Here is a 22,338-nt window from a genome sequence, read left to right as displayed (position 1 = left end):
GGACCGGCGCTTCATGCCGGACGCTGGGCGACGGTCAGGCGCAGGCCGAAACCGATCAGCGTCAGGCCGAACACCCGGCTCTGGATCTTCTGCGCCCGGGGGCTGACCGACATCCAGCGCCCCACCACCCCGCCCGCCAGCGCGCACAGCACGTCCAGGACCAGGCCCATGCTGACCAGGATCACGCCCAGCACGGCGAACTGCTGTGCTATCGGGCCCTGGGCCGGCGATACGAATTGCGGCAGCAGCACCGAGCAGAACAACAAGGCCTTGGGATTGAGCACATTGGTCAGCACGCCGCTCAGGAGCGCCGGCCCCAACCCTGTCCGGCCCGCCGCCGGCTGCCCGGCGGCGTCGTAGGTAACGGGTCCCGCCCGCAGCAGCTTCACTCCCAGCCAGACCAGGTAGCAGCCGCCCACCGTGCGCGCCGCATCGAAGGCCCAGGGATGTGTCTTGAACAGCGCCGCGAGTCCCAGCGCGGCCAGGGTCACGTGCGCCGCCCGCGCAATGGCCAGCCCCACGGCCACCGCCAGCGCCTGCCCCCTGCCGCGCAGCACGCCAGTCTCCAACAGCAGAATCATGTCGGGTCCTGGCACCACATAGACAATCAGCAAAGCCCCTAGAAACATCGCCATATCCGCCATCATTCCACCTGATTTGCTCGATCACAGGCGATCATTCTAGGAAAACCGGGCTGGCATGTGCATCCTATTCATGCCAGTAGATTTATGATGATTGGCATATTCCGCCAATCCATAAATCCTGAATCCAATTCCATGCCAAAACGCGAACTGGACGCCTACGACCGCCGGATCCTGGAGGCCTTGCAGCAGAACGGCCGGCTGACCAATGTCGAACTCGCCGAGCAGATCGGCCTGTCCCCTTCGCCCTGCCTGCGGCGGGTGCGGCTGCTGGAAGAGGCCGGCGTCATCCAGGGGTACGAAGCCCGCCTGGCGCCGGACGAGGTCGGCCTGGGCCTGACCGTCTTCGTCGGCATCAAGGTGGAACGGCACCACGAAAAGGACTCGGCTTTGTTCCGTAAGGAAGTCAGCACCTTGCCGGAAGTCATCGCCGCCCACTTGGTGTCCGGCGAATCCGACTTCCTGCTGCAGGTCGTTGTGCCGGACCTGCGCGCCTACGAGCGCTTCCTATTGGGCACGCTGTTGAAGCTGCCTGGCGTGAAGGACATCCGCAGCAATTTCGCCATCCAGACCGTCAAGCCGCAAAGCCCGCTGCCGCTGGATCATCTGGCGAAATGACCACGCGGCGCGGCCAGGCGCGATGGCAGGTTCAAGCCATTGCCGCCGCGGCCCGGTCCACCGCCTGCGAGCGGCGCTCGAAGCGAGTCTGCGACATCTCCAGGTAACGCTGCACCACGGCCGGCTCCGAGGTCTTCGGCGTGCCCCCGGGAAACGGCGGCTGGGGGTCGTATTCGATCTGCAGCTGGATCAGTTTGGCCACGTCCTCGCCGCACAGCAGCGCCACCACTTTCAGCCCCATGTCGATGCCCGACGTCACGCCGCCGGCGGTGAACAGATTGCCGTCCACGCACATGCGCTCGTCGCTGGGGATGGCGCCGAAGCGCGATAGCAATTCACGCGCGCGCCAATGGCTGGAGGCGCGCTTGCCGCGCAGCAGCCCCGCCGCGCCCAGCAGCAGCGAACCGGTGCAGATGCCGAACACATAGCGCGCCGCCAGCCCCTGCGCGCGCGTGAACGCTACCCAGTCGGCGTCGACAATGGCATCATCCGTGCCCGGCCCGCCCGGCACCACCAGCAGATCGCAGGGCGGCGCCGACGCGATGGTCTGCGTAGGCACGAAACACAGCCCGCGATCGCTGCGCACCGGGTCGCGCGTTTTTGCGACAAAATCCACGGTGAAGCCCGGCGCGCCCGCCAGCACTTCGTACGGCCCGGTCATATCCAGCTGGGTCAGCCCCTCGAACAAGAGAAAATTCACATGCATGACGATGCTCCGTTAGAAACGATGACTTCCAGCATAGGCGGACGCGCCAGGACGCGCGCGCCAAATTCAACGCCGGATGCGCCATTGCGCGTACTGTTCGTCCTGTACGACGGTTTCCAGCCGCTGGACCTGGCCGGTCCCTGGCAAGCCTTCAGTTCGGCCAACGAAGAGGCCGGCCGCAAGCTCTACCGCCTGGGCACCATCGCCGCCACGCCGCTGGTCGCCACCTGGGAACAGGGCCTGCGCATGCAGGTGGACGGCACTTTTGCCGACGATGGCGACGAGCGCCTGGACATGCTGTTCGTGCCCGGCGGCCCCGGCGCGGACTTTGCGGGCGCCCATGGCGAAACGCGGGCCTGGCTGCGCCGCCGCGACGCGGATGCCAAGCGCACTTGCAGCGTCTGCACCGGCGCCTTCGTGCTGGCCGCGGCCGGCCTGCTGGACGGCCGCGCCGTCACCACCCACTGGCGTTCGGCCGACCGGCTGCGCCAGCTCCATCCTGCCCTGCGCGTCGAGGACGACCGCATCTATATCGAAAGCGGCAAGTACTGGACTTCGGCCGGCGTCACCGCCGGCATCGACCTGGCGCTGGCGCTGATCGAACGCGACTTCGGCGCGGACTTGTCGCAGCGGGTCGCGCGCCGGCTGGTCGTGTTCATGCGCCGCAACGGCGACCAGCGCCAGTACAGCCAGGCGCTGCGCCTGCAGGACCGCGTCGCGGCGCCGTTCCGGGAGCTGGTGGAAAGAATCGAGGCGCAACTGTCGGCGCGCTGGTCGGTCGACGATATGGCCGACGCCTGCCAGATGTCGCGCCGCACCTTCCAGCGCAAGTTCGCCGCGCATTTCGGCGTGGCGCCCACGGAAGTGCTCAAGCGCCTGCGCCTGGAACGGGCGCAGGCGCTGGCGGCGTCCGGCAAGCTGTCCAGGAAGGAAATGGCGCGCGAGTTCGCGATACACGCGACGCCACCAGGGACGGTGCCTGAAGCCTGAGCCACTTCACAAAACAGTGAGCGGCTAGCCGGCAAGCCCCACCGATACTCCCCCGCACACGTACAGCATCTGCCCCGTCATGAAGCCCGCGCGCGGGTCCATGAACATGGACACCGCATGCGCGACCTCTTCGGGCCGGCCCACGCGACCCACCGGGATGGCAGCTTCCAGCGCCAAGGTCTGCGGCGCTCCGGGCGGATTGGACTGGTTGAACAGCTCCGTCGCGATGGGTCCGGGCGCCACGGTGTTCACTGTGATGCCGCTGCCCGCCAGCTCCAGCGCCCAGGTCCGGGTCATGCCCGCAAGCGCCGCCTTGGACGCGCCGTAGACGGTGCGCCCGTCCTTACCCAGGGCGGCGCGGCTGCCGATGTTCACCACCCGCCCATGGCCCGCCGCCCGCATGCCGGGCAGCAGGGCCTGCAGCAGCAGGACCGGCGCCGTGACGTTAAGCGCCATGATCCGCGCCATCTGCTCCTGGGTCACGTCGCCGATGCGCGCAACCTGGATCATGCCGGCGTTGTTGACCAGGTGCAGGACCTGGCGCTGCGCCGCCAGCTCCTGCGCGGCTGCGATGGTGGCCGACGCGTCGCCCAGGTCGACCGACTGGAACGTCTCACCGCGCAGCAGCGTCTCCGGCGCGCCGCGGCTGAAATTGACGACTTCAAAGCCGTCCTCGATTAGGCGCGCGATGATGGCGCGGCCTATGCCCCGGCTGCCGCCGGTGACCAATGCGGTCGGTGTGTTCATTGCGCGGTGATTCCCTTGTCCTTGATGAGTCCGCCCCACTTCTTGCGCTCGCCGGCCTCGAAGGCCGCCAGGTCCGCGCCGAAGAGCGTCCCCGGCTTGGCGCCCATGCCAGCGAAGTTGGCCGCGACGGCCGGACTCTTCAGGCCGCTGCGCGCCGCTTCGATCAATTGCTGGACCACCGGCTCAGGCGTGTTGCGCGGGGCGTAGAGCGCAAACCAGGCGGTGACGTCGAAGCCCGGCAGTCCCGATTCGGCCACGGTGGGCAGGTCGGGCACCGAGGCGTCGCGCGCGGCTGACGTGACCGCCACGCCCCGCACCAGATTGCCGTCCTTGATCTGCGCCAGCGCGCCAGGCAGGTTGTCGAACAGCAGGTCGACCTGCCCGCCCGCCACCGCCGGCAGCGATGCCGACGTGCCCTTGAACGGCACGTGCAGCATGGTCACGCCGGCCATGGCTTCGAAGTAGGCGCCGGTCAGGTGCACCGAGGAACCGATGCCGGGCGATGCATAGGTCAGCTTCTTGTCCTTGGACTGCTGGGCCGCCTTGATCACGTCGGCCACCGTCTTGTAGGACGATTTGGCGCTGACCGCGATGACGTTGGGCGTGGTGGACACCAGCGCGATGGGCACCAGATCGCGCTCGGGGTCGAACGCCATGTTGCTGTAGAGGAACTGGTTGATGGTCTGGGTGCCGATGGTGCCCAGGCCCAACGTGTAGCCGTCGGGCTTGGCGCGCGCCACGTAGGCCATGCCGATATTGCCGCCCGCGCCCGGCTTGTTCTCGACCAGCACGGTCTGCTTCAGGCCCGGCTCCAGCGCGTGGGCGATGGCGCGGCCGAAGATGTCCGCGCCGCCGCCTGGCGGGTAAGGCACGACGACGGTGACGGGATGGTCGGGGTAGCCGGCGGCGTGCGCCGCGGGAAACGTCAGGAAGGCCAGCGCGGCCAGGGCCGGCGCAGTGAGCGCCAACCTGCGATGCAGGAATTGCGTCATGGGCTTGTCTCCTCTCGAACCCGCTGATTGCGGATTTCTTTTTTAAAGTACGTAAATACGTACTATATTCATAAGAACATAGAAAACATCCAGGAGACAAGCAGATGAAACGCTGGACCCAACGCCCCGAAGGCTCCACCTGGGGCGACTTCGGCCCGGATGACGAAATCGGCCGCCTGAACCTGCTGACCGAGAAAAAAGTGCTGCAGGCGGTGCGGGAAGTGCGCGCGGGCAAGGTGTTCTGCCTGTCCTTGCCGCTGGACCTGCCGGGCGGCAATGTGCTGAATCCGCGCCGCCACGCGCCCGTGCTCAAGCCCACCTTCCGCGAAGGCACGCCCTACCTGAACTTCCAGATGTCCCAGGTGCAACCCGAAGCCGTGGACGTGCTGTCCGACGACCAGGTCACGCTGTCCATGCAGTACTCCACCCAATGGGACGGCCTCTGCCATGTAGGCGCAATGTTCGACATCCAGGGCGATGGCGAGGCGCGCCGCGTCTACTACAACGGCTACGCGGCCGGCGTGGACGTGTTCGGCGGCGCCGATCCAGACAACTCGGACCACGCCTGCTGCCCGCCCGGCGGCTCTTACGCGCGCAAGCTCGGCATCAGCCGCTACGCCGAGAAAGGCATGCAGGGCCGCGGCGTGCTGGTGGACTTGGCGCGCGCCTTCGGCCCGGGCCGTACCCTCGTGGACCACGCCCGCTTGCAGGAAGCCATGCAGGCTCAAAGGGTCTCTGTCGAAAGCGGCGACATGCTGGTGCTGCGCACCGGCTTCGCCGAAGAGATCGTGGCCATGAACGGCCAGCCCGACCCGCACAAACTGGAGCAGACCGGCGCCGTGCTGGACGGCTCCGACCCGGCGCTGCTGGAATGGATCACGCAGTCCGGCATCGCCGCGATCTGCGCCGACAACTACGCGGTCGAAGCCTACCCGGCGCGCACGTCCGGCCCCGGCCACTCGATCCTGCCGCTGCACCACCATTGCCTCTTCAAGCTGGGCCTGCCGCTGGCCGAACTCTGGTACCTGAAGGACCTGGCCGACTGGCTGCACGCGCAAGGCCGCAACCGCTTCCTGCTGACCGCCCCGCCCTTGCGCATGCCCGGCGCGGTCGGTTCGCCCGTGACGCCCATCGCCACGGTGTAAGCCATGAACCTGCCGTGCTCGACTTTCTCCGAACACCTGGACGCGCTCGCGGCGCGCCAGCCCGGCGCGCCGCTGCTGATCGACCAAGACCAGCCCATCAGCGCCGCGCAACTGCGGGCGCAGAGCCGCGCGCTGGCCGCCGGTCTCGCGCGCCTGGGCGTGCGCCCCGGCCAGCGCGTGGCGGTCTGGCTGCCCAATTGCGCCGCCTGGGTGCAATCCTTCCTGGCCTGCGCGCACCTGGGCACGCTGGTGCTGGCCGTCAACACGCGCTTCCGGGCGCTGGAGCTGGCCGACATTCTGGGCCGTGGCAAGGCGGACTGGCTGGTGTTCTGGCCGGGGTTCAAAGGCATAGACTTCCAGGGCATCCTGGGCGAGGTCGCGCCGCAGCATCTGTCGCGCCTGCAAGGCGTGGTCGCACTGGCCGACGCCGATGAAGCGCTGCCCGCCTCCCTGCATGGCAAACCGGCGCACCGCTACCAGGATCTGCTGGCCTGCGCCGAGCCCGCGCCCGCGGCCCAGCCCAATGCGGGCGTGCTGTGCTTCACCACGTCCGGCACCACGTCCAGGCCCAAGTTCGTGCTGCATGACCAGCGCACCTTGCTGCACCACGGCGCAGCCGTGGCACGGGCCTATGGCTATGACGACCAGAGCTGCGTGCTGGCCAGCGCGCCGTTCTGCGGCGCCTTCGGTTTCGCGACCCTGGCCGGCGGCCTGGCGCAAGGCGCGCCCGTGGTCTGCGCTCCCGTGTTCGACGCGGCGCAATCCGCCGCCGCGGTGCGCCGCCACGCGGTGACGCACACCTACGCCAACAACGAGGCCCTGGTCGGCATGATGCGGGCCGCGGCCCCGGGCGACTTCGCCTCGGCGCGGCTGTTCGGCTTCGCCAGCTTCACGCCGGCGCTGGACAATATGCTCGATCTGGCGATCGAGGCCGGCGTGCCACTGACCGGCTTGTATGGCTCCAGCGAACTGGTGGCGCTGGTCGCCGGCCAGCCGCGCGATCCGGCCGAGGGCGACGTGTCCGTGCGCCACCAGCCGGGCGGCAAGCTGATCTACCCCGAAGCCCGCGTGCGCGCCCGCGATCCCGCCACGGGCGAAGTCCTGCCGCAAGGCCAGTCCGGCGAACTCGAAATCCTCTCGCCCAGCCTGATGCAAGGCTATCTGGATAACCCGGAAGCCACCCGCAACGCCTTGACCGACGACGGCTACTTCAAGACCGGCGATCTCGGCTACGCGCTGAACCCGCGCCAATTCGTGTTCCAGACCCGCATGGGCGATTCGCTGCGCCTGTCCGGCTTCCTGGTCAATCCGGTGGAAATCGAACAGGTAGTCGAAACCCTGCCTGGCGTGCGCGCCTGCCAGGTGGTGGGCGCCACCCACAAGGGCAAGACCGTACCCTACGCCTTCGTGCTGCTGCACGCGGGCGCGGCGGCGGACCCGGCGGGCTGGACCGCCGCGTGCAAGGCGACGATGGCGGGTTTCAAGACGCCGGCCGGCTTTAGCGTGCTGGACGAATTCCCCTCGGTGGAAAGCGCCAATTCGGTCAAGATCCAGAAGCACCGGCTGCGCGAGATGGCCGATGCCATACTCGCGGCTCCGCCAACGACGCCGTCCGCCTGAACATGCCCGACCCCAAGCTCTTCTCGCGCAGCCCCCAGCCGCTGTATTTGCAGGCGGCGGCGCTGTTTCGCAGCAATATCCAGAACCGTACCTGGCGGCCCGGCCAGCAGATTCCGCCGCTGGAATCGCTGATGGCCACCTATGGCATTTCGCGCGCCACCATCCGGCAGGCGTTCGGCCTGCTGGAAGACGATGGCCTGATCCGGCGCTCGCGCGGATCGGGCACCTTCGTCAACGCCGAACTGCCCGAAACGCCCACCCTGCTGATCCCCAAGACCTGGGCCGAAACCGTGGAGCTGAGCAACCAGCTGGGTACGGTATCGCTGGTGGAATCCAGCGCCGATTCGCCCCTGCCCGACACGCTGGGCATGCCTTGCAGCGCGGACCGCGGCGGCAGCTTCCAATACTTGCGGCGGATACACACCACGGATGGCGATCCCTTCTGCTATAGCGAGGTCTTCCTGGACAGCGTGCTGTTTCGCAAGCACCGCGCCCGCATCCGCAAGAGCACCGTGGCGCCGGTGCTGGACCAGTTCTACGGCGCGCGCATCAGCGAAGCGCGCCAGGTGCTGAACGTGATCGAGGCCGGCCAGGAATCCGCCGAATCCCTGCAGATCCCGGTGTCCTCTCCGGTTGCGGAGTTGCGCCGCTATGCCTGCATCGACGGCCGCGTGGTGTATTTCGCGCGGCTGGAATTCCCGTTCCGCAAGGTGCGGATGGAATTCGACCTGCTCACCCACCGCTAGACCGCCTTCACCACAAGGAGCCTCCCCACCGCGACCCGCCAGCGTAAGGCCACAACAGAGCGCCGCAGCAGATCCCCAAGCGCCAGCAGTATCCGAACAAGACCGGCATAAAGGAGACTAACCATGAAATGCCGTAGACCCCCCCGGATTTCCCTGAAGTTGCGCAGCACGCTAGCCTTGCTTTCCGCCTTCGCCGCCGCGCCCTGCGCCATGGCGCAGGCGATCTCCGATGACGTGGTCCGCCTGGGCCTGATCCTGGACATGAGCGGCGTGTATGCCGACGTCACGGGCAAAGGCAGCGCGACCGCCGCCGAAATGGCCATCGCCGACTTCGGCGGCACGGTGCTGGGCAAGAAGGTCGACCTGATGGTGGTGGATCACCAGAACAAGGCCGACATCGCCGCCGCAAAAGCACGCGAGTGGTACGACACCCAGAAGGTCGACGCCATCATGGACGTGGCGGGCTCCGCCCCCGCGCTGGCCGTGCTGGAAGTGGCCCGCGAGAAAAAGAAGATCGTGGTGTTCAGCGGACCCGGCACCGAACGCATCACCAACGACCTGTGCTCGCCCTATTCCGTGCACTACACCTACGACACCTGGTCGCTGGCCAACACCACGGCGCGCGCCACGGTCGAGCAAGGCGGCAAGAGCTGGTACTTCCTGACGGCCGACTACGCCTTCGGCCACACCTTGCAAGCCTCCGCCACCGAAGTCGTCAAGGCCAACGGCGGCACCGTGCTGGGCGCATCGCGCCACCCGCTGGGCTCCAGCGATTTCGCCTCTTACCTGCTGCAAGCCCAGGCCAGCCGGGCGCAGATCGTGGGGCTGGCCAACGCTGGCGGCGACACGGTCAACGCCATCAAGGCGGCCAGCGAATTCGGGCTGACCAAGGGCGGCCAGAAGATGGCCGGACTCCTGCTGTACATCAACGACATCCACGCCATCGGCCTGGACGCCGCTGCCGGACTGACGCTGACGGAAGCCTTCTACTGGGACATGAACGACCAGACCCGGGCCTGGTCGCAGCGCTACTACGACAAGCTGAAGAAAATGCCCAACATGAGTCAGGCCGGCACGTATTCGTCGGTGATGCACTACCTGAAGTCGGTGCAGGCAGCCGGTACCGACGAGCCCACGGCGGTGATGAAGCAGATGAAGTCCATGCCCATCAACGACTTCTTCGCCACCAACGGCCGCATCCGCGAGGATGGCCGCATGGTGCACGACATGTACCTGTTCGAGGTCAAGAAGCCATCCGAGTCCAAGCGGCCTTGGGACTACTACAAGCTGGTGGCCACCCTGCCCGGCGACCAGGCCTTCATGCCGCTGTCGCGCTCGTCCTGCCCGCTGGTGAAGAAATAGCGGCAGCGGGTACGGCGGGCGCCTTTTTGGGCGCCCGCTCCGCTATGCCCGCAACTTCCGATCCAGTTCCAGAACCGACTGGTACAGCACGCGGGTGCCGTCCAGCAGCTGCGCGGGCTCGATCCACTCTTCCGGGCAGTGGCTGCGGCCGTTCAGGCAGGGGATGAAGATCATGCCGATGGGGCCGGTGGGCGCCATGTAGACGGCGTCGTGGCCCGCGCCGCTGGGCAGGCGCATCGAGGCATAGCCCAACTGATCCGCGGCGGCTTGCACCGCGTCCATCACCAGCGGCGTGCAGTCGGTGGGACGGGCGCGGCTCAGCTGCGTGAAGCTGGCGGTCAGGCGCAGCGCCTGGAGGTCGCCCGCCACGCCAGCCATCAAGGTTTCCGGAAATGCATCCAGCACGGCATCGCTGTCGCTGCGCATTTCCAGCGTCAGTTCGACGCGCCCCGGCACCGCGTTGGCGGCGTTGGGCGTCATCGACAGGCGGCCCACGGTGGCGACCACGTAATGCGGATTGCCGCTGGCGGCGCTGGCCTGGCGGTTGGCCGCGTCGATGATGCGGGCCGCGCCCACCAGGGCGTCGCGGCGGATGTCCATGGGCGTGGTGCCGGCATGGTCGGGCTGGCCTTCCACCGTGATCTGCACGCGGCGGATGCCGACGATGTTGGTGACCACGCCGATGGGCAGGCCGCGGCTTTCCAGCACCGGGCCTTGTTCGATATGCAGTTCGACGAAGGCGGCAGTGCCGCCCGGGCCGCGCAGCGGCGCGCCCAGCGCCGAGGGGTCGCCGCCGATGCGGGCAATGCCGGCCGCCAGCGTTTCGCCATCGGGGTTGCGAGCCTGCAGCATGTCGGGCGTCAACTGGCCGCACAGCGCGCGGCTGCCGACGCAGGAGATGCCGTAGTCGCTGGGCTCTTCGGACAGGAAGTCGATGACCTCGAAAGGGTGCTCCAGCTGCACGCCATGCTCGCGCAGGCTGTGGGCCACTTCGATGCCGGCCAGCACGCCGATGATGCCGTCGAACCGGCCGCCGGCCATGACGGTGTCGCAGTGCGAGCCGGTGCCAATGGGCTTGCGCGCCGGATCGCGCCCGGCCAGCGTGCCGACCAGGTTGCCGCCGGCGTCCAGGCGGGTCGAGAGGCCCGCGGCTTCGAATTCGCCGCGCAGCCAGGCGCGGGCTTCATCGAACAGCGGCGAGAACGCGCGGCGCGTCCAGGGGACGTCGGGCAGCGTGTATCGGGACAGGGTTTCGACGCGGGCCCAGAGGCGCTCGGCGTTCAGAGGAGGAAACTGCACAGACATTGCCGTGTCCCTCAAGCCTGGCGCGGGCGCAGGAAGCTGCCGTCGCCCTTCTGGTTGACGATGTGCTCTCCGTCATAGACCTGCTGGCCGCGGCACCAGGTGCCCGCGACGCGCACGGTGAACTCGCGGCCTTCGAACGAACTCCACTGCACCGCCGACAGGCTGGTCGACGGATCGAAAGCATAGCGTTCCGGCTTGAGGATGACGATGTCGGCGTCCTTGCCCACGTCCAGCGTGCCCTTGCGGTCGTCCAGCAGGAAGTGCTGCGCGGGATTGCGGCTCAGTTGGCGCACCACCATGGACGGCGCGATGCCATGCTCTTCGCAACCCGTCCAGAAAGCAGGCAGCAGCGTCTCCAGGCCGGGGCCGCCGGACGAGTTCTTGAACACGTTCGGATTCTGCTTGCGCTCCAGGCCCCAGCTGACATGGTCCGACGACACGAAGGTGCATTCGTCGTTGGCGATATGGGTCCAGAGCAGGTCGACCTCGGCCTTGGGCCGGATCGGCGGATAGTGCTTGGTCTTCGCGCCGAAGCGGCGGGTGTGCTCTTCATGGTTCAGCATCAGGTACTGGATGCAGGTTTCAATACTGGCGCGATGACCGTTGCGGCGATACATATTGCAGATCTCGAAGCCGCGCGAGGTCGACACATGCACCGCGTGGGCGCGGGCGCCGGTTTCGGCGCCGATCTCATAGATCAGCGCCGTGGCCAGGTTTTCGATCAGCGGCGTGTGCGCTCGCATGAAGGCGTCCCAGCCCGTGTCGTCCGCTTCGATCAGGCGCGCGATGTTCTTGCGGGTCATTTCCTGCATCTGGTTATGCACGCCGCAAACCAGTCCGGAAGGCGCGATCAGGCGGAAGGCTTCATACAGGTCGTCTTCCTCGATGCGGGGAAACCGGCCCGGCGTGGCTTCGAAGGTGGAGAACTTGAACGCGCAGACCCCGCCTTCGATCAGACCGGCCGCCGCCGCCAGGCCGTGCTGGGTGTTCAGGGTGCCAAACAGCGCCACGTCCACGTGGCAGTCGCGCTCGACTTCGGCGATCTTGGCCTCCAGCTGCGGGCGCGAAGCCACGGGTTCCGGATCGTCGTAAGGCATGTCGACCATGACCGTCACCCCGCCGGCGGCAGCGGCGCGCGACGCCCAGCCCAGCCCTTCCTGATTCAGTTGGCTGCCCGAGTGCACCTGGCCGTCGACCACGCCCGGCACGACCCACTGGCCGCGCGCATCCACGCTGTCGCGGCCCGCGGGGGCCGGGCCGGCGCCGCGCGCCGCGATCTTGCCGTCCCTCACCGCCAGCCAGCCGTCCATCGTCACGCCATCCGGGTCGACGATATTGCCACGCACCACCAAATCGAAATCGCTCATGACCGCTTCCATCCTGGGTTGAATGCAGGCAGTGTAGGAGCCCCCTCCCAAAACGTCTTATGCTTATATGTGCGTGAGAATTAACATCAGGTTAAGCATATGAAATTAAATCTACGGCAGATCGAGGTCTTCCGGGCCATCATGCTCAGCGGTTCCATCAGTGGCGCGTCCAAGCTGCTTTTTGTCTCGCAGCCCGCGGTCAGCCGGCTGATCTCCTATACGGAGCAACGCCTGGGCCTGATGCTGTTCCAGCGCATCAAGGGCCGGCTGTACCCCACGCCGGAAGCCCATCGGCTGTTCGTGGAGGTCACGGCGCTTTACCAGAACGTGCAGCGCGTGAACGAAGTGGCGGACAACCTGGCGGAAAACCGCGAAGGCCAGTTGCGGTTGTCCTGCAGCCCCAGCCTCGGCCAATCCCTGCTGCCGCGCGCGATCGCGCAGTTCCGGCGCCAATTCCCGGAAGTGCGCATCGTGCTGCAGACCCTGATCCCCGCGGTGATGCAGCAATCGCTGCTGACGCAGCAGGTGGAGTTGGGCGTGGCCTACATGCCGGTGGACCACCCTAGCCTGGCATGGCAGCCGCTGTACGAAAACCAGATCGTGGCGGTACTGCCCAAAGGCCATCCGCTGGCGGCGCGCGGCCGCGTCACGGTGCACGATCTGGCCGAAGAGCCTTTGATCGGCTATAGCGCGGACATCCCCTTCGGCATGTTGATCAACAAGCTGTTCGGCGGCGAGAACGAGCAGCCCGAACCGCGCATCGAGGTTCAGCAAGCCCACGTCGCCTGCGCGCTGGTGCAAGCCGGCGCCGGGGTGGCGCTGGTGGACGAGATCACGGTCGCCGGGCCGATCTGGTCGGAAGTGGTGACCTTGCCCATCATCGGCACCGTGAATGCGCCGGTCAATGTGTTCCACGTCCAGCTCCAGCCGCTGTCACGGCTGGCCTTGGCCTTTATCGACGTGCTGCACAAGCTCGACCAGCGCGCCTAGCGCGGCTGCGCACCTTGCCCCGCGCCTAGGGGATATCCCTCAGGCCATGCGGCGAGCGCCCTATCGCTCCGCTATGAGCGCGCCCAGCAATTAACATGATGTTATGTACAAAGCATAAAAGGTAATACGACATTATCAAGCTTGCTTCCTATGATCCCCCCGTCCATCCCGCACAAGCGCTGCGGGATCGTTGAAAACAGCAATCGGGAGGAATGGGGTCATGGGAAGAATCTTGACGATGCAGGACGTCGAAGCCGCGGTTCGGGGCGGCTCGGTATTCGCCTGCGGCGGCGGCGGCTGGGCCGAGCATGGGCGCGAACTGGGCTCGCTGGCCGTAACCATCGGCCGCCCTGAACTGGTGACCATGGACGAGGTGCCAGACGACGCGTGGATCGCCACCGCGGCCGCCATCGGCGCGCCGGGCGGGCTCACCGACTGGCAAATGCTGGGCATCGACTACGTCAAGGCCGCGCAGCGGCTGCAGGACGCGCTCGGAGAACGGGTCTACGGACTGATCATCGGCCAGAACGGCATGTCCAGCACCTTGAACGGCTGGCTGCCTTCGGCGGTGCTGGGCACCAAGGTGGTCGACGCCGTGGGCGACATCCGCGCCCACCCCACCGGCGACATGGGTTCGCTCGGATTGGCGGGCAGCCCCGAACCGATGATCCAGTGCGCGGTGGGCGGCAATCGCGCCAGCAATTCCTATATGGAGCTGACGGTCCACGGCGCCACCGGCAAGGTCTCGCCGGTGCTGCGCAAGGCGGCTGACATGGCGGGCGGCTTCATCGCCAGCTGCCGCAACCCCATACGCGCATCCTACGTGCGCCGCCACGCCGCGCTGGGCGGCATCAGCAAGGCGCTGGCGCTGGGCGAAGCCATCATCGCGGCGCAGCCGCGCGGCGGCAGCGCGGTCATCGATGCGATCTGCAAGGCCACGCAGGGCGAGATCATCGCTTCCGGCAAGGTGGTGCGCAACACGCTGCGCTACACCGAAGAGGCCTTCGACATCGGCACCGTCGAAATCGGTGAAGGCGCCGCCAAGCGCGTCATCCATGTGATGAACGAGCACATGGCGGTGACCGACAGCCACGGAGAACGGGTCGCCTGCTACCCGGACGTGATCACCACGCTGGACAGCGATGGCAACCCGGTCAGCGCGGGCAAGCTGCGCGAGGGCCTGCAAGTCAGCGTCCTGCACGTGCGCAAGCAACACATCCCCCTCTCCTCCAGCGTGACCGACCCGTCGGTCTACCCCATCGTGGAAAAGGCGCTGGGCATGAACTTCACCGACTACGCATTGGCATCCTGAGGTAAACGGCGTGAAACGAGAATTCAATATCCCCGGCGGCAACACCCTGCGCTGCAAAGGCTGGCGCCAGGAAGCGCTGCTGCGCCTGCTGGAAAACGTGCTGGCGGTGGGCGAAGACCCGGCCAACCTGGTGGTCTATGCGGCACTGGGCCGCGCCGCGCGCGACTGGCCCGCGCATGACGCCATGGTCAAAGCCCTGATGGAACTGGAGGAAGACCAGACGCTCATCGTGCAATCGGGCAAGCCCATCGGCGTGCTGCGCACGCATCCGCAAGCGCCGATCGTGATCATGGCGAACTGCAACATGGTCGGCCAGTGGGCGCACGCCGAGAACTTCTATCAGCTGGAACGCGACAACCTGATCTGCTGGGGCGGACTGACAGCGGGCGACTGGCAGTACATCGGCTCGCAAGGCGTGATCCAGGGCACCTACGAGATCTTCTCGCGCATCGCCGAACGCCATTTCGACAACGATCTGCGCGGACGCTTCATCCTGACGGCGGGCATGGGCGGCATGGGCGGCGCGCAGCCGCTGGCCGGCCGCATGGCGAATGCCGCCATCCTCACGGTGGAGATCAACCCCGAGCGCATCGAAAAGCGCATCAAGGCGGGCTTCCTCGAACGGCGCGCCGACTCCCTGGACGAGGCCCTGGACCTGATCCGCCAGGCACAGGCCCGCCGCGAACCCATTTCGGTCGGCCTGCTGGGCAACGCCGCGGACGTCTACCCCGAAATCCTGGCCCGCGGCATCGTGCCCGACATCGTCACCGACCAGACCTCGGCGCACGACCTGGTCTATGGCTACATCCCCGCTGGCCATACGCTGGAACAAGTGGCGGAAATGCGCCGCAGCGACGTGTCCGGACTGATGGACGCCAGCCGCGCCTCGATCGTCCGGCATGTCACCGCCATGCTCGGGTTCCAGGACCGCGGCTCGGTCGTGTTCGACAACGGCAACCTCATCCGCACCCACGCCAAACAGGGCGGCGTCGAACGCGCCTTCGAGATCCCGGTGTTCACCGAAGCCTTCCTGCGGCCCCTGTTCGCCCGCGCCATCGGTCCATTCCGCTGGATCGCGCTGTCGAACGACGCCGACGACATCCGCAAGATCGACGACTTCCTGCTGCAACGTTTTCCGGACAACTTCATCGTGTCCAACTGGATCCGCCTGGCACGCAAGGAAGTGCCGTTCGAGGGCTTGCCCGCACGCATCGCCTGGCTTGGGCACGGCGAGCGCACCGAGCTGGCGCTGGAAGTCAACCGGATGGTGCGCGAAGGCGTGCTCAGCGCGCCCGTGGCCTTCACGCGCGACCACCTGGACGCCGGCGCCATGGCCCATCCGAACATCATGACGGAAAACATGCGCGACGGCTCCGACGCCATCGCCGACTGGCCGTTGCTCAATGCCATGATCAATTGCTCGTCCAGCGCCGACCTGGTCGCGATCCATTCCGGCGGCGGCGGATACAGCGGCTACATGACCAGCGCCGGCGTCACGGTGGTGGCTGACGGCACCGCGGCCGCCGACCAGCGGCTGCGCCTGTCGATGACCAACGACACCGCCAGCGGCGTGCTGCGCTATGCCGACGCCGGCTACGAAGAGGCGCTGGACGAAGTGCAGAAAAAGGGCATCGCCCGCATCGACACCGCGCAGCACGGGCATGGCAACCCTGGACGTGGCGACTAGCGGCCATGGACAGAAAGATGCTTGACGGGGTGCGCGTGCTGGATTTCACGCGGGTGCTGGCGGGGCCGTACTGCACGGCCATGCTGGCCGACCTGGGCGCCGAGGTCATCAAGGTCGAACCGCCCCAAGGCGATGACCAGCGCCACATGGGACGCATGGTGCAAGGCGAAAGCACCAACTTCATCCTCAATAACCGGGGCAAGAAGAGCATCCGGCTAGACCTGAAGATGGACGAAGGCCGGCGCATCGCGCGCGAACTGGCCGCCAGGAGCGATGTCCTCATCGAGAACTTCAAGCCTGGCGTGGCCGACAAACTGGGTATCGGCTACGCCGAACTTTCCGAGCTGTTCCCGCGCCTGGTGTATTGCAGCATCTCCGGCTTCGGGCAAAACGGTCCGAATGCCGCCCGCCCTTCGTACGACGTGGTGGCCCAGGCCATGAGCGGGCTGATGAGCCTGACCGGCGAGGCGCAAGGCGCGCCCACCCTGATCGGCGAATCAGTGGGCGATATCTGCGCAGGCATGTTCGCCGCCTGGGGCGTGATGGCTGCGCTGTATGACCGCGAACGCGGCGGCCAAGGCCGCCATGTGGACGTCGCCATGTTCGATTCGCTACTGGCCATGCAGCCCACGGCGCTGGCGCAGTATCTGTTCGGCGGCGCGGCGCCCGTGCGCGTCGGCAACCGGCATCCGCTGAGCTCGCCGTTTGGCGCCTACGCCGCGAACGACGGCCATCTGGTGATCGCGGCGGCGAACGACAAGCTGTTCCAGGCGGTCGCGGACACCATCGGCCGCCCCGAGCTGCCGGCCGATCCGCGCTTTCGTACCGATAGCGAACGCAGCCGCCATGACGCCGAACTGCGTCCGCTGATCGAAGCCTGGAGCATGAGGTTGAGCGTGCAGGAAGCCGTGGCGGCCATGACGCGCGCCGGCGTGCCCGCCGCGCCCATCCAGGACACCGCGCAGGCAGTCGACAGCGAGCAGGCCCAGGTGCGCCAGCTGACCACGCGCGCCCCCCACCCCGTCCTGGGCGAGACGGCTTTGGTGGAGCAGCCGGTGCATTTCTCGGGAATGCGGCGCGGCAGGCTGGCCACCGCGCCGGCGCTGGGGCAGCACAGCGCTGCCGTCCTTGCGGATGTGTTGGGAATGGATGCCGCGGCGATAGATGGCCTGCGCGCGGCCGGTGTGATCTGAGGAGCATGGGAATGGAAATGCGGTTCAGCGCGGAAGAAGAACGCTTCCGCTGCGAGGTGCGCGATTTCATCGCCGCCCACTTGCCGGCCGACATCCGGCGCAAAGTCGAACTGGGCCTGCGCCTTGCGCGCAGCGACTACACCCGCTGGCAGGACATCCTGGCGGCGCGCGGCTGGTATGCGGTGAACTGGCCGGAACAGTATGGCGGTCCCGGCTGGAGCGCAGTGCAGAAATACCTGTTCCAGCAGGAGTACGGCGCGCAGCCCTGTCCGCCGCTGGTGCAGTTTGGCGTCAACATGGTCGGGCCGGTGATCTACACCTACGGCAACGAGGCGCAGAAAGCCCGTTTCCTGCCGCGCATCCTGGCCAACCACGACTGGTGGTGCCAGGGATATTCGGAACCCGGGTCGGGGTCCGACCTGGCGTCGCTGCGCACGACAGCCGTGCGCGATGGCGACGACTATATCGTCAACGGCTCCAAGATCTGGACCACCTGGGCGCAATGGGCGGATTGGATGTTCGCCCTGGTGCGCACCAGCAAGGAGGAGCGGCCGCAGCAAGGCATCTCCTTCCTGTTGCTGGACCTGCGCTCGCCCGGCATCAGCCAGCGGCCGATACGCATGCTGGATGGCGACGCCGAAGTCAACGAAGTGTTCTTCGACAACGTCCGGGTGCCGGCATCCCAGCTGGTGGGCGGCGAAGGCACAGGCTGGTCCTACGGCAAGTTCCTGCTGGAACACGAGCGCTTCGTGATCTCTGGCGTGGCCCGCTCCAAGCGCCTGTTGGCGCGCGTCAAGGGCGTGGCGCGGCGGCTGCCGGACGGCATGGGCGGGACTCGCCTGGACGACCCGGCGCTGCGCTTGCGCGTGGTCGACCTGGAAACGCAGCTGTGCGCGCTGGAATACACCGAACTGCGCTTCCTGAGCGCCATGAATGCCGGGCAGAGTCCCGGCAGCGCCGCCTCGATCCTGAAGATACGCGGGACCGAAATCGAACAGGCCATCAGCGAACTGGCGATGGATTGCCTCGGGGAAGACGCGCTGGCGCTGGACGAGGCGCTGCTGGACGGCTTGAGCGCGGACCCGGACGCGCTGGGCCCGGATTTCGCGGCAGCGGCGGGCCCGCTGTACTTCAATTTGCGCAAGGTGACGATCTGGGGCGGCTCGAACGAGATCCAGCGCAACATCCTGGCCAAGCACGTGCTGGGATTGTAGGAGACCTACCATGGATTTTTCGTTCAACGAACTGCAGCGCATGCTGCATGAAAGCGCCGAAACCTACGCCCGCGAACATGGCGACTTCGAACGCCGGCGCCGCCTGATCGCCAGCGCCGCCGGCCATGCGCCAGAGGATTGGAAATTGATGGCCGACCTGGGTTGGCTGGCGCTGCTGCTGCCGGAAGAAAATGGCGGCATCGGCGGCGGACCGGTGGAAACCATGATCATCATGGAGGCGCTGGGCAAGGCGCTGGCCGGCGAACCCTATCTGTCGACCGCCGTGCTGGGCGCCGGATGCCTGCTGCGGCATGGCACGCCCGCGCAGCGCGACGCCTGCCTGGGTCCGTTGGCATCGGGCGACCACCGGATGGCGCTGGCGCACCGCGAAGAAGACTCCCACGAGAATCGCTACGCGGTGAGCTCGCGGGCGCGGCGGGACGGCGCCGAGTACGTGTTGGACGGCGCCAAGCGCATGGTGTTCGACGCGCCAGGCGCGCAGGCATTCATGGTGTCCGCACGCACGCAAGGCGACGCCGCCGCGCGCGACGGCATCACCCTATTCCTGGTCCCGGCCGCCGCCGCTGGCCTGGCGCAGCGGCCGTTCCGCAGGCTGGACGGCGGCCATGCCTCGCATCTGTCATTCGACGGCTTGCGGGTGGATGCCGGCGCGGTCCTGGGCCGTCCGGGCGAAGGCGCCGCGGTTCTGGACGACCTGTACGCGCACGCGATCGGCGCGCTTTGCGGCGAAGCCCTGGGCGCGATGCAGGCCATGCACGATGCCACGCTGGAGTACCTGAAGGTCCGGCGCCAGTTCGGCCGTCCCATCGGAAACTTCCAGGCCTTGCAGCACCGGCAGGTGGACATGTACACGGCGCTCGAAGAAGCGCGTTCGCTGACGCTGGCCGCCAACATGGCGCTGGCGGAAGCCCTGCCCGAAGCGGACCGGCTGCTCTCCATGGCCAAGGCCCAGGTAGGCAAGTCGGCCCGCATTGTCGGCCAGGGCGCCATCCAGCTGCACGGCGGCATCGGCATGACCGAAGAGTTGCAGGTCGGCGCGCATTTCAAGCGGGCCACCGTGATCGAAGCCATGTTCGGTTCGCGCCAGCACCATCTGGCGCGGCTGGCGCGAGACCAGCAGGCATGGCAACCAACCACCACCGCGCGCCCCTAGGGCAGCGGTCCATTCTGCATTTTTTTCAGAGCGTGCTCCAAGCGCGCATGATTCCAGGGGAAAGCAATGAAAGACATCACGATCAATCCAGGAGCCGGCGCTCCACCCGGCCGTCCGGCACATCAGGCTGCGGCGCATGAGCGCAGCGGCCGCAAGGCGGTGATTGCAGCATCGGCGGGCAATGCCCTCGAATGGTACGACTTCACCGTCTATGCCTTGTTCGCCGTCTATATCGGGCAGAACTTTTTCCATAACGCCGACCCCACCGTGCAATTGATGGCCTCGTTCCTGGCCTTCGGCCTGGGCTTCGTGGTGCGGCCGCTGGGCGCGCTGGTGCTGGGATCCTATGGCGACCGCGCCGGGCGCAAGGCGGCGCTGACCCTGACCATCATGCTGATGGCCGTGGGCACGCTGCTGATCGCGGCGGCGCCGCCTTATGCCGCGATCGGCGTGGGCGCCCCCCTGCTGATCGTCTGCGGCCGCGTGCTGCAGGGTTTCTCTGCCGGCGGCGAGGTCGGCGGCGCCACCGCTTTCCTGGTCGAGCATGCGCCGGAAGGCAAGCGCGGCCAGTACGCCTCCTGGCTGCAGGCCAGCATGGGGATTTCCAACCTGTTGGGCGCGCTGGTGGCGACCTTGGTCACTACTCTGCTGACCGAACAGCAAGTGGGCGAATGGGGCTGGCGCGTGCCGTTCATCATCGGCCTCGCAATCGCCCCGGTGGGCCTGTGGATGCGCCGGGCGCTGGACGAAACGCCGCATTTCCGCGAGGAACAGGCGCGCCAGGCGCGCCAGGGCGACCACGTCAAGGCGCCGCTGCTGGCGGTCATTCGGGATTATCCGAAAGAACTGCTGACCGGCCTGTGCATGTCGGTGCTGTGGGCCGTCGGCCCCTATGCGCTCATCATTTTCATGCCCATCTATGTGCAGAAATCGCTGGGCTTCACCAGTTCCCAGGCCTTCCTGGCCGCGCTGGTGGGCAATCTGTTCCTGATCGGCGGCTGCGTGTTCTCCGGCACCCTGTCGGACCGCTACGGCCGCCGCACCGTGCTGCGCGCGGCGGCGCTGATCCTGCTGATCGCCGTCTACCCGCTGATGATGTGGCTGAAGGCAACGCATACCCAGGGCGCGCTCATCGTGGTGCAGTCGCTGTTCTGCCTGATGGTGGCCATGTACGTGGGCGTCGCCCCCGCGGCGCTGTCGGAAGTGTTTCCCACCAGCGTGCGCTCTTCGGGCATGTCCCTGTCGTACAACACGGCGGTCACCATCCTGGGCGGATTCGCGCCGGCGATTCTTACCTGGATCACCTACACCACCGGGGTGGCGTTCGCGCCCGCGCTGTACGTGATGGGCGCCTGCGTGGTCGCGCTGGTGGCGCTGACGCTGCTGCCGCAGGGCCGCCATGTTTGACGCGCGCAAGACATTGATCGCAGCCGCGGCGATGGCCCTGGCCGGCCTCTGCTCCGCGCCGCTCGCGGCCGAACCGCCTGGCGCGGCCGAGCTGGTGCTGCTGGGCGTAGCCGGCGGCCCGACCTGGTACGGAGACGACTCGCCGCACGGAATTTCCTCGGCGGTGCTGGTGGATGGCAAAGCCTACGTCGTAGACCTGGGCTCGGGCGCCTATCGCCAGTTGCGCCGCGCCGGCGTCAAGCCCGGCACGGAACAGGCCGTGTTCCTGACGCACCTGCATACCGATCACATCATCGATCTGGCCAACCTGCTGATGTATGACCCAAGCGCCCGGCGCCGCGCCAAGGCATCGATGCAGATTTACGGACCCGGCCGGCGCGGCGCGCTGCCGCCGCTGGCGCCAGGCATGAAGGACGACCCCGTGATCCACGCGGAGAATCCTTCCGCGGGTACGCGCGACCTGGTCGAATCGGTCATCGCCGGCATGGCGGCCGATCTGAACATACGGGTGCGTAGCGAAGGCGTGCCGGATATCCGGCAGTTCTTCCAGGCTCACGACATCGAGGTTCCAGCCGGCGTGGTCAAGGATCCCAACACCGAACCGGCCCCGCCGATGGAGCCGTTCCCGGTCTGGCAGGACGAACGCGTCAAGGTCAGCGCCATCCTGGTGCCGCACGGACTGGTGTATCCCAACTTCGCCTACCGTTTCGACACCAAGGCAGGCTCCGTGGTGTTCTCCGGCGATACGGCGGTCAGCGAAAACCTGATCAAGCTGGCACGCGGCGCGGACATCCTGGTGCATGAGGCGATCGACCCCGCCTGGGTCGACCACATCGTCGGCGCCAAGCCCTGGGACGCGCGCCAGCAGGCGCTGGCCAAGCAACTGCTGGAGGCCCACACCACGCCGCAGCAGGTGGGCGAGGTAGCCACCCGCGCCGGCGTCAAGACGCTGGTGCTGTCGCACCTGGTGCCGGGCGACGCCCCCGCGGAGCATTGGCTGCAGGCGCGGCAGACCTTCCAGGGACCGGTAGTGCTCGGGCAGGACCTGCTGCGCCTGCCGCTCGCCCCCCAGCGCCAACCCTGACCCGCAACCGCGCTTTTCCTCCGCGGACCGCCAGGCGG

At 67.3% G+C, this 22,338-nt stretch carries 20 protein-coding genes; 14 read left to right on the top strand and 6 right to left on the bottom strand.

All coding sequences use genetic code 11. The features are described 5' to 3' along the window. Window positions 1-11 precede the first annotated feature (11 nt). Entirely contained in the window at window positions 12-629 is a 618-nt protein-coding gene (locus tag AC6LKD_RS29100) for a LysE family translocator (protein WP_498118197.1), read from the bottom strand. Window positions 630-776: 147 nt separating this feature from the next. Here AC6LKD_RS29100 and AC6LKD_RS29095 point away from each other — a divergent pair, with 147 nt between their 5' ends. Beyond that, complete coding sequence (locus tag AC6LKD_RS29095; RefSeq protein WP_454694255.1) at window positions 777-1,259, top strand: Lrp/AsnC family transcriptional regulator; 483 nt, start codon at window positions 777-779, stop codon at window positions 1,257-1,259. Between the two features lie 31 nt (window positions 1,260-1,290). On the opposite strand, the gene AC6LKD_RS29090 is transcribed toward AC6LKD_RS29095, so the two are convergent. Continuing rightward, window positions 1,291-1,965, bottom strand: a complete 675-nt coding sequence (locus AC6LKD_RS29090; RefSeq protein WP_013393161.1) for a DJ-1/PfpI family protein — start codon at window positions 1,963-1,965, stop codon at window positions 1,291-1,293. A gap of 84 nt (window positions 1,966-2,049) precedes the next feature. Between AC6LKD_RS29090 and AC6LKD_RS29085 the strand changes: the two genes are divergently transcribed. Next, a complete protein-coding gene (locus AC6LKD_RS29085; RefSeq protein ID WP_498118196.1) occupies window positions 2,050-2,955 on the top strand; it encodes a GlxA family transcriptional regulator in 906 nt (301 codons plus the stop codon). Window positions 2,956-2,979: 24 nt separating this feature from the next. Here the strand turns inward: AC6LKD_RS29085 and AC6LKD_RS29080 are convergent, their stop codons facing one another. Both AC6LKD_RS29080 and AC6LKD_RS29075 read right to left on the bottom strand, forming a co-directional pair. Next, window positions 2,980-3,702 carry an SDR family oxidoreductase gene (locus tag AC6LKD_RS29080; RefSeq protein WP_013393159.1) on the bottom strand — a complete coding sequence of 241 codons (723 nt, stop codon included), beginning with the start codon at window positions 3,700-3,702 and terminating at the stop codon, window positions 2,980-2,982. Beyond that, window positions 3,699-4,694 (bottom strand): Bug family tripartite tricarboxylate transporter substrate binding protein, encoded by a 996-nt coding sequence (locus AC6LKD_RS29075; protein WP_498118195.1) that lies wholly within the window; start codon window positions 4,692-4,694, stop codon window positions 3,699-3,701. Before AC6LKD_RS29075 ends, AC6LKD_RS29080 begins: the two co-directional genes overlap by 4 nt. A gap of 104 nt (window positions 4,695-4,798) precedes the next feature. Between AC6LKD_RS29075 and AC6LKD_RS29070 the strand changes: the two genes are divergently transcribed. The 4 genes from AC6LKD_RS29070 (at window position 4,799) to AC6LKD_RS29055 (ending at window position 9,567) form a co-directional block, all read left to right on the top strand. Continuing rightward, window positions 4,799-5,839: a cyclase family protein gene (locus tag AC6LKD_RS29070; RefSeq protein ID WP_498118194.1), complete on the top strand. Its 1,041-nt coding sequence runs from the start codon at window positions 4,799-4,801 to the stop codon at window positions 5,837-5,839. 3 nt (window positions 5,840-5,842) lie between these two features. Next, on the top strand, window positions 5,843-7,459 hold the full coding sequence (locus AC6LKD_RS29065; RefSeq protein ID WP_498118193.1) for an AMP-binding protein: 1,617 nt from the start codon (window positions 5,843-5,845) through the stop codon (window positions 7,457-7,459). A gap of 2 nt (window positions 7,460-7,461) precedes the next feature. After that, window positions 7,462-8,205, top strand: coding sequence for a GntR family transcriptional regulator (locus tag AC6LKD_RS29060; RefSeq protein ID WP_498118192.1), 744 nt, complete (start codon window positions 7,462-7,464; stop codon window positions 8,203-8,205). 123 nt (window positions 8,206-8,328) lie between these two features. Continuing rightward, window positions 8,329-9,567, top strand: coding sequence for an ABC transporter substrate-binding protein (locus tag AC6LKD_RS29055; protein ID WP_498118191.1), 1,239 nt, complete (start codon window positions 8,329-8,331; stop codon window positions 9,565-9,567). A 42-nt stretch (window positions 9,568-9,609) separates the two neighbouring features. On the opposite strand, the gene ertE is transcribed toward AC6LKD_RS29055, so the two are convergent. Both ertE and ertD read right to left on the bottom strand, forming a co-directional pair. Continuing rightward, on the bottom strand, window positions 9,610-10,872 hold the full coding sequence (gene ertE, locus AC6LKD_RS29050; RefSeq protein WP_498118190.1) for an N-carbamyl-l-glutamate amidohydrolase ErtE: 1,263 nt from the start codon (window positions 10,870-10,872) through the stop codon (window positions 9,610-9,612). A gap of 11 nt (window positions 10,873-10,883) precedes the next feature. Beyond that, window positions 10,884-12,239, bottom strand: coding sequence for a hydantoin-5-propionate amidohydrolase (ertD, locus tag AC6LKD_RS29045; protein ID WP_498118189.1), 1,356 nt, complete (start codon window positions 12,237-12,239; stop codon window positions 10,884-10,886). Between the two features lie 99 nt (window positions 12,240-12,338). On the opposite strand from ertD, the gene AC6LKD_RS29040 reads away from it, so the two are divergent. The 8 genes from AC6LKD_RS29040 to AC6LKD_RS29005 all read left to right on the top strand — a co-directional run bounded on the left by AC6LKD_RS29040 (window position 12,339) and on the right by AC6LKD_RS29005 (window position 22,300). Continuing rightward, the gene (locus AC6LKD_RS29040) at window positions 12,339-13,229 is read left to right on the top strand and encodes a LysR family transcriptional regulator (RefSeq protein ID WP_013393151.1); all 891 of its coding nucleotides are present in this window, start codon (window positions 12,339-12,341) and stop codon (window positions 13,227-13,229) included. Between the two features lie 220 nt (window positions 13,230-13,449). Next, a complete protein-coding gene (gene ertC / locus AC6LKD_RS29035) occupies window positions 13,450-14,541 on the top strand; it encodes a thiohydantoin desulfurase (RefSeq protein ID WP_013393150.1) in 1,092 nt (363 codons plus the stop codon). A gap of 10 nt (window positions 14,542-14,551) precedes the next feature. Then, on the top strand, window positions 14,552-16,228 hold the full coding sequence (gene ertB / locus AC6LKD_RS29030) for a thiourocanate hydratase (RefSeq protein ID WP_013393149.1): 1,677 nt from the start codon (window positions 14,552-14,554) through the stop codon (window positions 16,226-16,228). A 5-nt stretch (window positions 16,229-16,233) separates the two neighbouring features. Further along, window positions 16,234-17,421: a CaiB/BaiF CoA transferase family protein gene (locus AC6LKD_RS29025; protein ID WP_498118188.1), complete on the top strand. Its 1,188-nt coding sequence runs from the start codon at window positions 16,234-16,236 to the stop codon at window positions 17,419-17,421. Between the two features lie 11 nt (window positions 17,422-17,432). Then, the gene (locus AC6LKD_RS29020) at window positions 17,433-18,635 is read left to right on the top strand and encodes an acyl-CoA dehydrogenase family protein (protein WP_498118187.1); all 1,203 of its coding nucleotides are present in this window, start codon (window positions 17,433-17,435) and stop codon (window positions 18,633-18,635) included. 10 nt (window positions 18,636-18,645) lie between these two features. Then, window positions 18,646-19,809 (top strand): acyl-CoA dehydrogenase family protein, encoded by a 1,164-nt coding sequence (locus AC6LKD_RS29015; protein ID WP_498118186.1) that lies wholly within the window; start codon window positions 18,646-18,648, stop codon window positions 19,807-19,809. Window positions 19,810-19,875: 66 nt separating this feature from the next. Continuing rightward, complete coding sequence (locus AC6LKD_RS29010) at window positions 19,876-21,216, top strand: MFS transporter (protein WP_492275516.1); 1,341 nt, start codon at window positions 19,876-19,878, stop codon at window positions 21,214-21,216. After that, entirely contained in the window at window positions 21,209-22,300 is a 1,092-nt protein-coding gene (locus tag AC6LKD_RS29005) for an MBL fold metallo-hydrolase (protein ID WP_498118185.1), read from the top strand. Before AC6LKD_RS29010 ends, AC6LKD_RS29005 begins: the two co-directional genes overlap by 8 nt. Window positions 22,301-22,338 lie beyond the last annotated feature (38 nt).

This window comes from Achromobacter sp. D7-1, assembly GCF_059760445.1.
Note: the sequence above shows the minus strand (reverse complement) of the source record. Positions and strands in the feature narration are given on the sequence as shown.

Excerpts from the sequence above, each read along its gene's own strand:
- AC6LKD_RS29100 (WP_498118197.1), bottom strand. The coding sequence starts at position 629 with ATGTTTCTAGGGGCTTTGCTGATTGTCTATGTGGTGCCAGGACCCGAC.
- AC6LKD_RS29095 (WP_454694255.1), top strand. The coding sequence starts at position 777 with ATGCCAAAACGCGAACTGGACGCCTACGACCGCCGGATCCTGGAGGCC.
- AC6LKD_RS29090 (WP_013393161.1), bottom strand. The coding sequence starts at position 1,965 with ATGCATGTGAATTTTCTCTTGTTCGAGGGGCTGACCCAGCTGGATATG.
- AC6LKD_RS29080 (WP_013393159.1), bottom strand. The coding sequence starts at position 3,702 with ATGAACACACCGACCGCATTGGTCACCGGCGGCAGCCGGGGCATAGGC.
- AC6LKD_RS29075 (WP_498118195.1), bottom strand. The coding sequence starts at position 4,694 with ATGACGCAATTCCTGCATCGCAGGTTGGCGCTCACTGCGCCGGCCCTG.
- AC6LKD_RS29070 (WP_498118194.1), top strand. The coding sequence starts at position 4,799 with ATGAAACGCTGGACCCAACGCCCCGAAGGCTCCACCTGGGGCGACTTC.
- AC6LKD_RS29065 (WP_498118193.1), top strand. The coding sequence starts at position 5,843 with ATGAACCTGCCGTGCTCGACTTTCTCCGAACACCTGGACGCGCTCGCG.
- AC6LKD_RS29060 (WP_498118192.1), top strand. The coding sequence starts at position 7,462 with ATGCCCGACCCCAAGCTCTTCTCGCGCAGCCCCCAGCCGCTGTATTTG.
- AC6LKD_RS29055 (WP_498118191.1), top strand. The coding sequence starts at position 8,329 with ATGAAATGCCGTAGACCCCCCCGGATTTCCCTGAAGTTGCGCAGCACG.
- ertE (WP_498118190.1), bottom strand. The coding sequence starts at position 10,872 with ATGTCTGTGCAGTTTCCTCCTCTGAACGCCGAGCGCCTCTGGGCCCGC.
- ertD (WP_498118189.1), bottom strand. The coding sequence starts at position 12,239 with ATGAGCGATTTCGATTTGGTGGTGCGTGGCAATATCGTCGACCCGGAT.
- AC6LKD_RS29040 (WP_013393151.1), top strand. The coding sequence starts at position 12,339 with ATGAAATTAAATCTACGGCAGATCGAGGTCTTCCGGGCCATCATGCTC.
- ertC (WP_013393150.1), top strand. The coding sequence starts at position 13,450 with ATGGGAAGAATCTTGACGATGCAGGACGTCGAAGCCGCGGTTCGGGGC.
- AC6LKD_RS29025 (WP_498118188.1), top strand. The coding sequence starts at position 16,234 with ATGGACAGAAAGATGCTTGACGGGGTGCGCGTGCTGGATTTCACGCGG.
- AC6LKD_RS29020 (WP_498118187.1), top strand. The coding sequence starts at position 17,433 with ATGGAAATGCGGTTCAGCGCGGAAGAAGAACGCTTCCGCTGCGAGGTG.
- AC6LKD_RS29015 (WP_498118186.1), top strand. The coding sequence starts at position 18,646 with ATGGATTTTTCGTTCAACGAACTGCAGCGCATGCTGCATGAAAGCGCC.
- AC6LKD_RS29010 (WP_492275516.1), top strand. The coding sequence starts at position 19,876 with ATGAAAGACATCACGATCAATCCAGGAGCCGGCGCTCCACCCGGCCGT.
- AC6LKD_RS29005 (WP_498118185.1), top strand. The coding sequence starts at position 21,209 with ATGTTTGACGCGCGCAAGACATTGATCGCAGCCGCGGCGATGGCCCTG.